Here is a 14,068-nt window from a genome sequence, read left to right on the forward strand (position 1 = left end):
TATGAGGTCGCGCAATCGGTGCGCAAGTGTTCGCATCCTCATTGGAAACTTTTCGCGGGTGGCGCCGTGCTCTCACGCACGATCAGGGTCGTCGCAAGCTCTCGGCGAGACTCCGAATAGGGGGCTGCGGAGGGTCGGAGGACGAGCTCGACCGCTTCGGCCGCCATCTGCGCGAGCGGCTGCTTGATTGTGGTCAGCCCCGGCGCGATCCAGTCGGCCAGGCTGATGTCGTCGAACCCCACAACGGAGAGGTCTCCGGGGATCGAGAGCCCCGTGCGGCGGGCGGCTTCGTAGACGCCGACGGCCTCCATGTCGTTCGAGGCGAAGATCGCCGTGGGCCTGTCGGGTCGATCGAGCAGCTGCAGGCCCGCGGCGACGCCCGAGTCGCGGGTGAAGTCGCCCTGGACGATTCGTCCGGGGCCGATGGGCAGGCCGGCGGCTTCCATCGCATGCCGGAAGCCCGACAGTCGGGCGTGGGTGCACATCATGTCGGACGGCCCCGTGATCATGCCGATGTCGCGGTGGCCGAGCCCGATGAGGTACTCGGCTGCGGCGACGCCACCCGCCCAGTTCGTCGCTCCGACCGAGGGGACATCGGGGTCGGGTGAGCCCGCCGGGTCGATCAGCACGAAGGGTATGTTGCGTGTCGACAGCCGGCGTTTGTGCTCGGCCGACAGATCCGTCAGCACGAGGATGACCGCGACCGGCCTGCGCTGCGCGACTCCCGAGATCCACGCCGAGCCGGGATCGTGGCGTGCCTCGGTCTGCGACAGGACGACATTGAGACCGTGTCGGCGCACGACGGACTCAACCCCCCGGATGATCTCGAGCGCCCACATGCTCGACATCGCCTGTTCGACGACGACCTCGATGAGTCCGCCGGCTCGCCCCGCCTCGCCGCGGCGGAGGTAGCCGTGCTCGTGGAGCAGTTGCTCGACGCGCTCGCGCGTGTCGGTCGACACCCCCTTCCGGCCGTTCAGGACCTTCGACACCGTCGACAGCGACACCGACGCCTGTTCTGCGATCACCTGCATCGTTGGCTTGGTGGGCGACGTCTCGAGAAACTTTTCGTTCACTCGAGCGACACTAGTGTCCCGATCCGGCTGACACAATGGCCGTCATCGCATCGAAATCGGAAAGGCGGTAGGCGGTGTCCACCACGTCACTCCCACGGGCCAAAGAGGTGACGAACGCGGCACGCGATGCTCTCGCCGCCTTCAATATGACGCGCAGCGCCTCGGCCGCCGAGCGCGGAGTGTGGCTGGAAGCGACGGCCTCCGCGCTCGAGGATTCCCGCGACGAGCTCGTCGCGATCGCAGCCGAGGAGACCCATCTGACGGTCGCGAGACTGGAAGGCGAGGTGGCGCGAACGGCGACCCAGCTGCGACTGTTCGCGGCAACGCTCGCCGACGGCGGATATGTCGAGGCGATCATCGACCACGCGCGTCCGGAGGCGACACCGCCGACGCCGGATCTCCGGCGCATGCTCCAACCGCTGGGACCCGTCGCCGTGTTCAGCGCGTCGAACTTCCCCTTCGCCTTCTCCGTTCTCGGCGGCGACACCGCCTCAGCGATCGCCGCAGGTTGCCCCGTCATCGTGAAGGCCCACTCCGGCCACCCCAGTCTTTCCGCGCGGACCGCCGAAGTCGCTCTCGCTGCGCTCCAGGGCGCCGGTGCACCCGCCGGAATCCTCGGCCTCGTTCGGGGTCGCGCCGCAGGAACGGCGCTCGTCACGGCTCCGGAGGTCGCGGCGGTCGGCTTCACGGGATCGGTGCAGGGCGGGCGGGCCCTCTTCGATCTCGCGTCCGCTCGCCCAGATCCGATCCCGTTCTACGGCGAGCTAGGCAGCGTCAACCCCGTGTTCGTCACCGCGAAGGCCGATGCGGCACGCTCGGTCGAGCTCGCGGCGGGCTTGGTGACGTCGTTCCAGCTCGGACATGGCCAGTTCTGCACCAAGCCGGGGCTTGTGTTCATCCCGGAGGGAGGACGCTTCGAAGGTGAGGTTGCCGCACTCCTCGGCGAGTCCGGCTCCGCACGACTTCTCACCGCCTCCATCGAGGCCTCGTACCGGGAGAGGGTCGCGAAGCTGAGCGTCGCCCCCGGCGTCCGCCGAGTCGGCGGTGCACCACGTCAGCCAGACCATGCCGGGGCGTCGAGTGTCGTGTTCGCGACCGACATCGCGACAGCGTCCGCAAATCCAGAACTGCTCGAAGAGACGTTCGGCCCGACGACTCTCCTCGTCAGCTACACATCTCTCGATGATGCGCTGCACCTGGCGGCAAGGCTGGGCGGAAGCCTCACCGCGACACTGCACGCGGAGCCAGGAGAGCCTGTCGCGGATCTCGCGCGCCACCTCACCGCAATCACCGGCCGCGTCCTGTTCGCAGGGTGGCCAACAGGCGTCGCAGTGACGTGGGCCCAACACCACGGCGGCCCGTGGCCAGCAACGACTTCACCCCACACTTCTGTCGGCCCCACCGCCATCCGCCGCTTTCTCAGGCCGGTTGCCTACCAATCCGCGCCGACAGCCGCATTGCCGCCAGAACTGCGCGATGGAAATCCCCTCGGGATACCGCGGCGAGTGGACGGGGCGGTCGGTCTTCGCTGAGCACATCTCCCTGAGCACCAGACAGACGCGTTTGCACCGGACTCGAGTTCGTTCGAGGACGACACCACGCGCCGGTGGAAAGCGCTAGCCCGAGTCGTCATCTGGGGTCGCTGGCGGAGGGATCGTCCTCGCAGCAACGATCGAACGTCCGATGGCCTGATCAATGTCAGTCATCGCGAACTGGCGGTCTCCGCCGTGAGGCGACCGCGCCTCTCACACGCATGCCCGCAAGCGGATCCCTACCGTTCGACTGAGTTGGGCAGCCGTTCTGGGTGACGTCGCGCTGGCACCGCGTCGGGTCGGGGCCGACCGCGCTCAGCTACCAGGAGCGCCCGCTCAGCGTGCTGGACGACGTTCGAGCCGACTGCGGGATCGAGCGAGGTGCCGGTTGACTTGTCCAGTACCTCTGCGAGCGCGATGCGGATCAGGAGCAAGTCCTGGGAGAGTCGAGGCTTGCCGCGCCGGCCACGTGCCACATTCTCAAGGTCGGCGTCAGCGTCGAGTCGTGTGCGATGTCTCGCAAGGTGAACTTCCACGGCATCGATCAGGGCTCTGATCTGCTTCTCGCGGGTTGCAGTGACCAGGGCCGATTTGGCGCTCCGCACGGCGGCAGCGATCTCGCGACCAGTCAACAGGTCGACGCGCTTCATGCGGTCCGCGACGGCCTGCGCCGCGCGGGCGTACATGATGTCCTCTGGGTCGACAACTGGTAGGCCCATGCGGACTCGCGCAGCAGTGTATGACCTCGCGAAGTCCAGCATCCGGTCGCCTTGCTCGACGACAAGGTCCGTCATGGTCACGGTGAACACCGTGAACTGGCGCAAACGCTCGGGAAGCGCTGGATCAGCGAAGTACCCGTCAGCGGCGCGACTGTTCGATCTCCTCTCGCGGGCCGCGGTGCGATGCAGTCGCTTCGGCGGAAGGCCTGCTCGCTCGAGTCGGCGTGCGAGCCGCTTCGCGGCGGAGTTCGCGTCTAGATCGGCTCGGTACTTCACAGGATCGCTGCGCCGCGTGCGTTGGATCTCGGCCGTGCGCTCCTTGTTGCGATCCGCCCAGGCCTTGCGGGCACGCTTCATCTTGTCCGGCTCGGAATCACGCCATGCAGTCGCGCGGGCGTTGAGCTCCTCCCGGTGCTTCGCGTGATAGCGCCGGCAATACTCGTTGACCTTGTCCCGGTTGGCCGCCTGCCACTCACGGTGATAGGTGCGAACGTGTTCGGGATGGGCTTCCTTCCATCGCCGCGAGGCCTCGTTGGCGCGGCGCCGCTTGTCAGCCAGCCGGCGCTTGCGTGCGGCTGATCGGCGCATCGATTCCCGGTTGAGCTCCCTCGACCTTTCGCGGTTCTCCCTCTTCCAGCGACGATTCATCTCACGCACCCGCTCCGGGTTCGCCTCTTTCCAGCGACGCGTCGCTGCGGCGTGTCGTTCCGGATGCGCCTGGCGGTACTGCCGATTTCGCTCGTTCCTTCGGGCCATCTTCTCGGCCGCGGCGTCCGTCGATTCGCCGTGCGCAGCGCCGCGTGCGGCGTCGTCGGGAGCGGCAGCCATCGCTGGTCTACCCTTCGGTCGGCTCCGGTGCGAGTTCGATGACCAACTCGATGAGCGCCGCGCGATGAGCCGACGGATTGGCTATCACGCGCCCGATAAGCGTCCGCAGTCCAGCCAGGTCATCGGCATCCAGCCCCATCACGGGCTCGAGACAGTACTCGATGTCGTTCTGCAGGTTGTACTCGGTGTCATCCGCGGCGATCTCGGGGTAGTAGAACAATGACGCCAACGCCGTCCGCTGCAAAAGCTCGTCGAACTGCTCCTGGGGCAAGGTCATGAGACACCTCCGATATTCCGCACGACCTTTTACAAGACTGGCCCGCAGAGGAGGTGCGCACCTCACCCCGCGCGGCGAGCGGCGGAATCAGTGCATTGCGCGCGCTGGTGCCCGAGTAGCCCGTTCGAGGTGGATTCCTTCACTCATGACTGCCACTCGCATCAGGCGTCGGATCTGTGCTTCACGTATGCGCACGCGTACCAGGCAGAAGAGACTCGCCGGCCCGGCCGCGAGGAACTTGAGCGCGTTCCAGAAGCAGAGCAGCACCAGCAGGTTGAGCCAGCCAGGCGCTCCTTGCCCGACCAGTCCAGCGAACAGCACCGCAGCCGCCAGGTAAACCACGGCGATGGACATTGCGGGCACGCCCCACTTGAGACCGCGCCGAGTGAAGATGGCGGCGAGAAGGATGTTCGTCGGCATGAACCGACGCAGGAACGTGCGGAGTCGGATGCTGAGCATCCAGACTGCTCCGAACATGCGGCTGCCCTCCATGCGTTCAGCAACGAGGACTTGGAAGGACTGGCCGGTGGGCCGTCGTATCGGCGCGACGAGCGACGATGCATATGAGGTTGCCTGGGGCCCACTGTAGAACTGGGCGCCGACAAAGGGAAGGCCACTACCGAACGGGGGCCGCCGACGGGCGCCCGCTCCCCCGCTGCCCGCTGTGCTGGTCTTGTGCTGCTCGAGAGAGCCGATGCGCCGTCTCGATCGCAATGCGTGCGCGGACAGCATCCCGCTCTTGAGCACTGGTCGCCGGAGAGTCTCCGAGGGGGCGATGCCCGGTGACCCCATACCTGTCCCGATACGCGGCGACGACTTTCACCTGGCGGCGCCATGCTGCCCTGGCGGATCCGTCGGGCTCGACGCCGAGCGCGCTCATCCATGACTCGTGCTTCGCGATGGCCTTCGCCGCGAGTCCGTGGGCCCGTTGCTCGATCAGGTCCCGGCGCTCATCGAGTGCACGCCGCATCTCGAGCGCCATCGGTCCTAGCGCCTCAGGAATGAGACCTGCAATCAGCCGCGGCGCCATACGCCCGAAACCACTCCGCGCCTCACGCGCCATCGCCCTCTCGAGTCGCGACAGCAAGACTGCCGCGATGTCGTCGGCGCCGTCGAAGCCGCGTGCCCCCACGAGAGCGGCCAGAAGCCGCGCCACATCGTGATGATCGGCCTCTGCGCGACGGAGCCCTGCTGTCAGAGGCCCGAAAGCGTCAGAGTCGATCACCGCCCCTTGATCGACAACGGCCAGACCAGAGGTCTCGATCAGTGCCACCCAGCGGTCACGCTGCGCCGCGGCCGCAATGGTCTCGTACTCCGCAGAAAGCTGCGCCATGGATCCCCAGCGATCCTGTTCCGCGGCGATAGTCTCGTGCGCCGACAGTTCCGCGCCGACATGCTGCACCACGCCGCGCAGCACGGATCGAGCTGTCACATCTATTGGGTCGCCAGGATGCGGCCCAGCGTGCGCTCCTTCCGGTCGGTCCACTGCGACATACGCGGTGTTCGCCTCACGTCCACGAGTCATCGCGACGTAGAGGCTCTCGCGTGTCATTCCCGATCGCACGAGAACGTGCGCGGTGTCCGTCGTGATGCCCTGCGCGCGGTGGGCCGTGATCGCGTAGCCCAGGTCGACATGCTCAGCGACGTAATCGCCGGGCAGTGCCACGTTCGCGCCTCCGTTGCGGCCGGCGCGACGCACGAGCATCCCGCCGTCGCGGTGCAGTGCGATGACGCTCCATCTGTCGCCGTTGCGCACCCATGTTCGCCCGGTGCGCAGCGTGCGGTCGTTGCGCCTGGTGAGCACGATGTCGCCGACCGCTGCGGCGTTGCCCGCGTGCAATGCGACCTCGTCTGGTCCCGTGATCTCGCCGTCGAGGATGCGCTCGGCGCGGGCACGGACGTTGAGTGCGGCAACGGCGTCGTTCGAGTCCGCAACGAGGACGCTGGACTTGCCGCGTTGCACATCGCGGCGCCAGCTCGCGTAGGCGGCGTCGATCATCGCGTCCGAGTCGCCCTCGAGCACCCGCTCCTGCTCCGCGTAGGCGTCGATCGCGTCGGCGTCTCCATCCCGCAATTGCACCGACGCTTCCTTCTCCCAGGCGTGGACGAAGCGGTGGATGTCGACGAGCTCGGGCACGTCATCCCGATCGTGCACGAGCAGCGCGAACGCACCGCCGGCGTCTACCGCCTGCAGTTGCGCGTGATCGCCGACGAGCAGGACCTTGGCGCCAGCAGCCGCCGCCAAACCGGTGATGCGGTCCAGCGACAGCGTGCCGGCAAGCGATGCCTCGTCGATGATGACGAGCTGCCCGGGGGCGAAGGTCTCGCCGTGGATCAGGTGGTTTGTCCACCACTTGGCAGTGTTCTCCGTCGGGATGCCGAGCTCTTCAGCGAGCACGTGCGCAGCACCCGCCGACGGTGCGAGTCCGACGACGGCCCCTCGTCCGTACGCGGCTTCCCACGCGTCGCGCAGAGCTCGCATCGCCGTCGTCTTGCCCGTGCCGGCGGCTCCGACGAGCAGGTCGACGGCACGCCCCGAGCTGACGATGTTGTCCAGTGCTTCCCGCTGATCCGAGCCGAGGGCCACGCCCTCGCGCCGGGAGCGAGTCTGGAGGGTCGCGATCCGTGGCGCAGTCACATCGCGCGTGCGGTCCAGCAGCCGGGACTCGGCCTCGAGGAGCAACTTCGCCGTGAACACGGCGCTGCGACGTGCGCGGAAGACCGACGAGCCATCGGCGCGCTGGAACTCGAGCGGGCTCTCCGCGATCTCGGGCGGTGAGAGACGCAGGGATGCGTTCTCGGCGGCATCCGCGACGCGTTCGACTACGGCTTCGCGATCGGATGCTGTCGCAAACCGCATCGGCATCGTCTGGCGTGCGGCCTCAGCGATAAGGGTCCAGCGGCGCCAAGTCGTGCGCTTCTCGGCGACGGCCACCATCACACTGTTGCCAAGAGTCTCGAAGAGCTCGGGTGGGACGTCGGCTGCGCGCATTAGCGTCGGCGTCTTGCTCGTTGCAACCGTCGCGTGCGCCCACGTCGTTGCATCGCTCTCGAGCACGCGCGTTGCACGCTCGCGCCATCCGGCCGTCAACTCGGCCAGCGAGTGCAACTGCTTCTCGGGACGTGTCGAGAGAGTCGCCTGCGCGCGCAACTTCATGATTGTTGCGGGAGCGGGGCGATGGCCGTGCGCGGTGACGTAGTCGGCGATCAGCCGGTCCGTCTCGTCATCGATGGCGTGCGCGCGAGTCGAGAACTCGGCAATCAGCTCATGAGGGACGCCAGCAATCGCCCACATCGTGTTGCGATCGCGGCCCCGATCGCGCGCCTCCCAGCCGACACCGAGCGTTCGCGTGAGCTCGTCGCTGAAGATCGACTCGTGCAGCTCGGACAACGCGACGACCGCCGCGTGCAACGGGCGGCCATCCAGCGAGCGCCATTTCCCGTCCAGGGCCGTCTGCACCTTGTTGCTCACGACGACGTGCGTATGCAGGTGGGGATCGCCCGCACGACTGTCGAAGTGATCGAAGGCTGTTGCGATGAGCCCGTTCACGGCCACCTGCGCAACCGCGCCGTCTCCGGCCGTCGCCCCCGTGCGCGTGAACGCAACCTCGCGCTCCATGTACGCAACGACGTGGGCAACGGCGCGATGGTGCGCATCTGCGATGAGCTCCTGAGTCTGCGCGTCGGCGACGGCCCACAGCGCACTCGCCGACTTCGGAATCGAGAAGGTGAAGTCGTAGCCCGCAACGGCCCGCTGACGCGAGCCGCCCTCGTGGCCATACTCCGGGTACGCCCGCCCGAGCGGTTCGCCGCTGACCGGGTGCCGCCCCATCCCGATCAGCAGCTGCAGTTGGGCTTCGCTGACGCTGTCGCCGTCACGGATGCTGGAACCCATCGAGTCGACGCCGGCACCCATCCACCGGCCCGGCGGAGTTCCCTCGACGTGGTAGTAGCGAGTAAGCGGTGTGTAGAGCGAGCGGGCTCCGTCCCCGGCGGCCACGGTGCGGAGCAGGTACTTGTAGCCGTCGCCGGCACTCATGACCCGCATCGAGACCGTCACCGCGGCACCTCCCGTCTTCACGGAGGAGGTGCGCGCCCTCGATCTGCAAGAGGCGTGGCCGCTTTGAGGATGGAGGTGTCGGCGGTCGCCGCCTGGCCGTCAGGCCTTCGGGAGCCGAGCCGTAAGCCAGGAGGAGACGACGGTCTGCCAGCGCTCGGAGTCGGAGTTCCAAGTCATTGTGTGGCCTGCGTCGAACTGCTCGAGCCGCACGACGTCGGCGCGGATCCCGGCGAGCGTGCGGGCGAGGTTGAGAGGCGCCGAGTCGTCGCGGGTGCCGTGAAGGATCAGCGTCGGTGTCTCGAGCTCGTGTGCGCGAGCGATCCCATTGAGCGCTCGAAGCGGAACCGGCCCGGGCAGCCCAATGGTGCGGGCGAGCGGGCCGAGCGCCAGCCAGGGAACTGCAAGAAGTCCGGCGGCGGCAGGAAGGCCGGCGCGTACGCAGTTGGCCTTCACCGTCTCGATCCAGTCGAGAACGGGCGACTCGAGGACGAGCGCGCGGATGTACGCGGAGTGGCGTGGATCGGCAGCAAGTTGCAGTGCGATGGCGGCGCCCATCGACCAGCCGAAGAGAACGACACGCTGTGCGCCTTGGTCGACGGCGTACTGAACCGCTGCGGCGACGTCGTCGGCCTCAGCCGCGCCGAGCGTGGACCCCCGACTTCCGACCCACGGCCCGTCGCCGTCGTTTCGGTAACTCACGACGAGTGAGGTGTAGCCGAGGTCGGCTGCGACTCGCGCGCCACGAAGCGGCCCTGAACGCGGGCTACCCATGCCATGGATGTGGATTGCCCAGGTTTCGGGATTCTCGCCTTTGATAAGCCACGCGGGCGCGGCACCGGCGGGCGTCGAAATCCGGACCTCTTCCGCGTCGAGACCGGCGTCGGCGGGCGTCACGAAGAAGATCCCGCTCCACGAAACGCGATCGTCGATCGCCGGCGAGAGTCCGGTCGACAGCCCGGTCACGCGCCGCGCGACCCGATCGCGGCCCCGCTCGACGGCCTCCTCGGCGAGCTGAGCCCATCCACCGCCTTCGAAGAGAAGCGTGTACAACCCGTGGGCGAGCGTCTGCCGAGTCCTGTCGAGCACGACGACGATCTCGCCGTCCTCGTTCTCAACGACGCGAATCACGAGGTCAAATGATCGCGGGCCGGGCGGCGCTGTCAGCCGGCGCGCAATGAGAGCGCCGAGGCCGAGCTTCGCGACGGCAGCGGCGCCCAGAATCCAGCCCAACGTTCTCAGTGTGCGCACATCACCACCCGATCCTGCGCCGAGCTCGACTCACCGCGCATCCGAGCCAAGCAGATGGGCCTCGGCACGTTCCAGCAAGTGACGGTCTTCGATAGTCGGATCGAACTCAACCCGCGGGTCGATAATCGCGTCGCGGATCTCGACGACCTCGCGATGCAGTACTGCTTCCGGGTCCTCGAGCCGAATGGCGGTGGCATCCCGTTGCCTGAGCCCGGGACGAACCCGAGTTGCGGCATCCCACAGCGGAGCGAGCTGCTTCACGAAGGTCTGCGTCCGCGTGAGCCGCCTGCGCTCCCCCACGTACCGAAGAGTCGGCTGCCCCGCGAGGCCGATGCAGAGGAAGACAAACGTCAAGAGGAACAGCGGTCCGTACAAAGTGCCTACCGCCGCCATGGCGTCCAGATTGCCCGTGAGGTGTGCAACGTCCATGACGATCACGACGATGCTGAGCGCGACGCCGAGCACGGCGCCGATGATCAGCGAACCCGCAGGGATCCTCTGAATGCCGGAGCGCAGGCGGAATTGTCGGATCGCGACCGTCGCCATGGCCGCGACGACGACGCCGTAGTAGGTGAACTGGATGATCGAGTACGCGGCCGCGGCAGGCTGATCGCCAAGGTCGAGCATGAAGTTCGTGGTTGTCGAACCGGTGTCGATCAGCAGGAAGGCTGTCACGAGGCCCGCGAGCGCAACGACGAGCGCGATCGGGCCCAGCGCGATGCGAACCAGGAGTGGGCGGTAATCGGCCGCCTTCATGATTCCGCGGCCGAGGAAGAAGACGCCGACCATCAAGGCAGCGTCAGCGATCAGAGTTCCGATGTTCGTGGCGCCGAGGACCGCATCCACCGACGAGTAGACGACATCGACGCTGAGCGTCATAGCGACAGCGATCGTGATGGCGGCGTAGGTGATACTGCGTTCCGTCCGCCGCCGACGCAGGACCAGCAGGCAGATGACAAGCATCCACATCAGCACCGCGATGATCGCCTGGATCATCCGAAGATCTCCAGATACCGAGACTCCGCGAACGCTGATCCCCTGATTGCGGCAGCAAGGCGGTCGGCGAGCGACTCCGCAGCCACTTCGATCTCGCAGTCGAGATCCTGCCTGGCAAGGACACGGCGGCGCAGGCTCGGCGGAATGTCGGGAAGGAGGACGTCATCGTACAAGCAGTCGTCATCATCGCCATGGTCGAGGATCATGTGCGCGAACTCATGGAGGACGAACTGCTGCCGGTGGAGAACTGAATCGGTTTGTGCATGAAGCACGAGATCCTCGGAGTCGTACATGAACAAGATCGCGCATACTCCGTCGTATTGTCCGAGATCGGAGAGTTCTACGATGCGAAGTGATTTGCCGCGACGCCGCTGAAGAACGGCGACGAGTTCGTCGAAGGTGAAGGCGCTGCCGAGCGCGAGGTCCTCCACAGCCATCGACACGGTCTGTTCGATGTTCACGTGTCCCACTCCCTTCCGGGAGCACGCGCACGGGCGGGTCGGCGAGGACCGGTGCGCACTGCTCAGGTTTGTTTCATGTCCTCATCCAGGAACTTGCTGATCGCTCGAAGTGCTTTGGGAGAGACATCCCCCAACGTTCGCGCAGCGTACGACTTGACGCGCGCCGCTCGCATCGAGCGGATGAGGTCCAGCTGAGCATTGACCTTTTCGGGGGTGGGCGCACCCTCGTCCCCAAGTAGGAACTGCACGTCGACGTCGAAGAAGGCCGCGAGCCCGTCGACGATCACCGGGTCTCTGACGTAGCGGTGCCCGTTGACCATATATGTCCACCGGGAGCGGGACAGGCTTGCCCCACGGGACTCCAGGAATGCCGCGATCTGGCCGTAAGTCGGCTCGGCGCCTGACTCTACGATCGAGACATCGAGCAGGAGCCTGAGCCGTTTGGCCAGATCCTGCGCTGCTGACTGGTTGTCGTCGTCCGTCATTCCGCTGGACCACCCTTCGCCCTCGGGCAAGGCAAGGCATCGTCGCTCGACTAGGTATCGCGCCCATCGCTTGGGCATGCTCAACGTACCCCTTGGTCATGCTCAAATCAATGGTTGCGCATGCTCAAATGTGATGCTAAACCAGAGTCAGCGAGCATTTGAGCATGCTCAATGGAGGTAATCCACAGACGAACTAAGCCACGTAGGACTGCGGCAGCTCGTAGCCTTTGCCCCGACAACCGCCGCCCGGAGCCATAGATCTCCGGGCGCTCTGAGCTCGCACTCCGCCTTCAGATGACCCCGCTCAACGCGGTGCGGTCTCGCGAAGTGCCTCATCTGCTCCCGATGGAGCACCTCAGTGTCATGGACGCGCGCCTCAACATCGCGCGCCGCCACTCAGGAGAGGTGAACGTCGTGTCCGACCAGATGACAAGGCCCGACTCGGAATCGAAGCTGAACGAGCTGCACGAACGACTCGTCCGCTCTGTCGAGGCGCTGATCGGAAGCGACGATTGGAAGCGGGCGATCGAGTTCGCAGCCCACTTCCGCTCGCGCTCGTTCAACAACACGCTGCTCATCTGGGCGCAGCACACGGCCGCGTTCGAGGCCGGCACCGTCACCGAGCCCATGCCGACGTTCGTGGCCGGCTTCCGGCAATGGGAAGAGCTCGGTCGGCACGTCGTGGCCGGCCAGCACGGCTACATGATCTTCGCCCCGCGGACCGCGCGGTTCGCGACGACCACTCCCCTGGATGCCTCGTCGTGGCGCCGCCTCGCACCGCGTGAACGCCCTCGCCCCGGCGAAGCCGTCCGTCCCGGGATCACCGGCGCGCGGCCCGCATACGTCTGGGACATCGCGCAGACGACCGGCCCGCCGGTCGCTGAACTCCCGCGACCTCAACTCCTGCGAGGCGAGGCGCCCGCCGGGGTATGGGTGGGGCTCGCCACCCTCATCGAAGACGAAGGCTTCAGCCTGTCGATGGTCGCAGATGCCGCCGCACTGGACGGCGCCAACGGACAGACCGACTTCTCGAGGCGACACGTCGCGATCCGAGACGACATGGATGCCGCCGCCCGAACGAAGACCCTCGCTCACGAGCTCGCCCACATTCGACTGCACGGCCCAGAGCACGAAGCACTCGCGCACCGCGGCATCGGAGAGGTCGAGGCCGAGTCGGTAGCCCTCATGGTCGCCGCCGCTCACGGGATGGACACGCAGGACTACACGATCCCCTACGTCGCCGGATGGGCCGCCGCCGTTCCAGAAACGGATGCTGTCACCGTCGTGCAGCAGACCGGTGAGCGGGTACGGCGCACGGCGGTCACCATCCTCGATGCGCTACCCACCGAACAGATCGGCGCGGGCAACCCTCCCCGCCTCGACCGCCCTGGCCCTGCGCGCGAACAGCTCCGCCCGCCCACGTCCTCCACTCCCCCACGCAGTACCGAGCCCACTCCGGCGCGGAGCATCTCGTGAACATTGCCGAGGTCTTGCTGCGCGTCGGACGCTCAAGCACTCGCGAAGCCGCTGCGCGGTTCGCCGCCGAAGGAGTGCCGATCTTCCCCTGCGAGCCAGGCGGAAAGCGACCCCTGACGGGGGCCGGGTTTCTCGACGCAACAACGGACATCGACCGAATCACAGCGTGGTGGAGCCGATCCCCTCGCGCGAACATCGGGATGCCGACCGGCGGCCCCTCGGGGATCGATGTCGTCGACGTCGACGTCAAGGCCGACGGGACCGGGTTTCCTATGTTGCAGCGAGCGCTTGAGGAAGGTCTGCTCGAGGGCGAACTCGCACGCGTCCGAACCCCCTCGGGCGGCCTGCATGTCTACTTCCCGGCGGCGGCGAGTCCTCAGCGATGCTGGCAGGCTGCCCGCTCGCACATCGACTTCCGGGGGGATGGCGGGTACGTCATCGTGCCGCCCTCCGTCGCCTTCGCAGCAAACGGAATGAAGGCGTACAGCCCGTACTCACTCTCATCGGCACCGAGCAGACCGGTCAATGCCGGTGCGCTTCGCGACTTCGTGGATCCACGCCCCACTTCACGCGGAGGTGCGCACCGAGAAGGCGTCAGCGCCGAAGTGCTCTCGCAATGGGTCGGTCGGCTACGCGAGGGCGAACGCAATCACGGGCTCTTCTGGGCCGCGTGTCGGCTCAGCGAGGCGGGCGTCATCGCCGACGCGATCGTCGAAGTGCTCGGACCCGCCGCCAGTCGAATCGGTCTGGATGCTGGCGAGATCGAGCGCACGGTCTCTTCCGCGTACCGCCACACCCACGCCGGCCGACCGACCAGCGCCATGACAGCCGCGGGAAATGCTCCGCTTCGGCGTCAGCTGTCCCCTCCGACGCGGAGCTTCCCGTGAGGCCGGCGGGAGGCGGTATCCGG

Annotated in this window: 12 protein-coding genes; 3 read left to right on the forward strand and 9 right to left on the reverse strand. The window is 66.9% G+C overall.

From position 1 onward, the window contains the following. Positions 1 to 38 precede the first annotated feature (38 nt). A complete protein-coding gene (locus ABZ477_RS03895) occupies positions 39 to 1,076 on the reverse strand; it encodes a LacI family DNA-binding transcriptional regulator (RefSeq protein ID WP_360128186.1) in 1,038 nt (345 codons plus the stop codon). A gap of 74 nt (positions 1,077 to 1,150) precedes the next feature. On the opposite strand from ABZ477_RS03895, the gene ABZ477_RS03900 reads away from it, so the two are divergent. Further along, positions 1,151 to 2,608 carry an aldehyde dehydrogenase (NADP(+)) gene (locus ABZ477_RS03900; protein WP_360128189.1) on the forward strand — a complete coding sequence of 486 codons (1,458 nt, stop codon included), beginning with the start codon at positions 1,151 to 1,153 and terminating at the stop codon, positions 2,606 to 2,608. A gap of 239 nt (positions 2,609 to 2,847) precedes the next feature. On the opposite strand, the gene ABZ477_RS03905 is transcribed toward ABZ477_RS03900, so the two are convergent. The 8 genes from ABZ477_RS03905 to ABZ477_RS03940 all read right to left on the reverse strand — a co-directional run bounded on the left by ABZ477_RS03905 (position 2,848) and on the right by ABZ477_RS03940 (position 11,682). Beyond that, on the reverse strand, positions 2,848 to 4,155 hold the full coding sequence (locus ABZ477_RS03905) for a hypothetical protein (protein WP_360128192.1): 1,308 nt from the start codon (positions 4,153 to 4,155) through the stop codon (positions 2,848 to 2,850). 7 nt (positions 4,156 to 4,162) lie between these two features. Then, complete coding sequence (locus ABZ477_RS03910; RefSeq protein ID WP_360128195.1) at positions 4,163 to 4,432, reverse strand: hypothetical protein; 270 nt, start codon at positions 4,430 to 4,432, stop codon at positions 4,163 to 4,165. A gap of 87 nt (positions 4,433 to 4,519) precedes the next feature. Next, positions 4,520 to 4,891 (reverse strand): sulfate permease, encoded by a 372-nt coding sequence (locus tag ABZ477_RS03915; RefSeq protein ID WP_360128198.1) that lies wholly within the window; start codon positions 4,889 to 4,891, stop codon positions 4,520 to 4,522. A gap of 157 nt (positions 4,892 to 5,048) precedes the next feature. Continuing rightward, positions 5,049 to 8,471: a MobF family relaxase gene (mobF, locus tag ABZ477_RS03920; protein WP_360128201.1), complete on the reverse strand. Its 3,423-nt coding sequence runs from the start codon at positions 8,469 to 8,471 to the stop codon at positions 5,049 to 5,051. Between the two features lie 120 nt (positions 8,472 to 8,591). Further along, entirely contained in the window at positions 8,592 to 9,722 is a 1,131-nt protein-coding gene (locus tag ABZ477_RS03925; RefSeq protein WP_360128204.1) for an alpha/beta fold hydrolase, read from the reverse strand. Between the two features lie 48 nt (positions 9,723 to 9,770). After that, a complete protein-coding gene (locus ABZ477_RS03930) occupies positions 9,771 to 10,736 on the reverse strand; it encodes a DUF6545 domain-containing protein (protein ID WP_360128206.1) in 966 nt (321 codons plus the stop codon). After that, positions 10,733 to 11,197 carry a hypothetical protein gene (locus ABZ477_RS03935; RefSeq protein ID WP_360128207.1) on the reverse strand — a complete coding sequence of 155 codons (465 nt, stop codon included), beginning with the start codon at positions 11,195 to 11,197 and terminating at the stop codon, positions 10,733 to 10,735. The genes ABZ477_RS03930 and ABZ477_RS03935 overlap by 4 nt, the downstream gene beginning before the upstream one ends. Before the next feature lie 62 nt (positions 11,198 to 11,259). Beyond that, a complete protein-coding gene (locus ABZ477_RS03940; RefSeq protein ID WP_360128210.1) occupies positions 11,260 to 11,682 on the reverse strand; it encodes a hypothetical protein in 423 nt (140 codons plus the stop codon). A gap of 345 nt (positions 11,683 to 12,027) precedes the next feature. On the opposite strand from ABZ477_RS03940, the gene ABZ477_RS03945 reads away from it, so the two are divergent. Beyond that, positions 12,028 to 13,158 carry an ArdC family protein gene (locus tag ABZ477_RS03945; protein ID WP_360128213.1) on the forward strand — a complete coding sequence of 377 codons (1,131 nt, stop codon included), beginning with the start codon at positions 12,028 to 12,030 and terminating at the stop codon, positions 13,156 to 13,158. Further along, positions 13,155 to 14,045, forward strand: coding sequence for a bifunctional DNA primase/polymerase (locus tag ABZ477_RS03950; protein ID WP_360128216.1), 891 nt, complete (start codon positions 13,155 to 13,157; stop codon positions 14,043 to 14,045). Before ABZ477_RS03945 ends, ABZ477_RS03950 begins: the two co-directional genes overlap by 4 nt. Positions 14,046 to 14,068: the final 23 nt, after the last annotated feature.

It is taken from the genome of Microbacterium sp. NPDC019599, from assembly GCF_040632175.1.
GTDB lineage: Bacteria > Actinomycetota > Actinomycetes > Actinomycetales > Microbacteriaceae > Microbacterium.

Bases quoted from the DNA above. Each gene is read 5' to 3' on its own strand.
- ABZ477_RS03910 (WP_360128195.1), bottom strand. From the start codon at position 4,432: ATGACCTTGCCCCAGGAGCAGTTCGACGAGCTTTTGCAGCGGACGGCG.
- ABZ477_RS03905 (WP_360128192.1), bottom strand. From the start codon at position 4,155: ATGGCTGCCGCTCCCGACGACGCCGCACGCGGCGCTGCGCACGGCGAA.
- ABZ477_RS03945 (WP_360128213.1), top strand. From the start codon at position 12,028: ATGGAGCACCTCAGTGTCATGGACGCGCGCCTCAACATCGCGCGCCGC.
- ABZ477_RS03930 (WP_360128206.1), bottom strand. From the start codon at position 10,736: ATGATCCAGGCGATCATCGCGGTGCTGATGTGGATGCTTGTCATCTGC.
- ABZ477_RS03915 (WP_360128198.1), bottom strand. From the start codon at position 4,891: ATGCTCAGCATCCGACTCCGCACGTTCCTGCGTCGGTTCATGCCGACG.
- ABZ477_RS03940 (WP_360128210.1), bottom strand. From the start codon at position 11,682: ATGACGGACGACGACAACCAGTCAGCAGCGCAGGATCTGGCCAAACGG.
- mobF (WP_360128201.1), bottom strand. From the start codon at position 8,471: ATGAGTGCCGGCGACGGCTACAAGTACCTGCTCCGCACCGTGGCCGCC.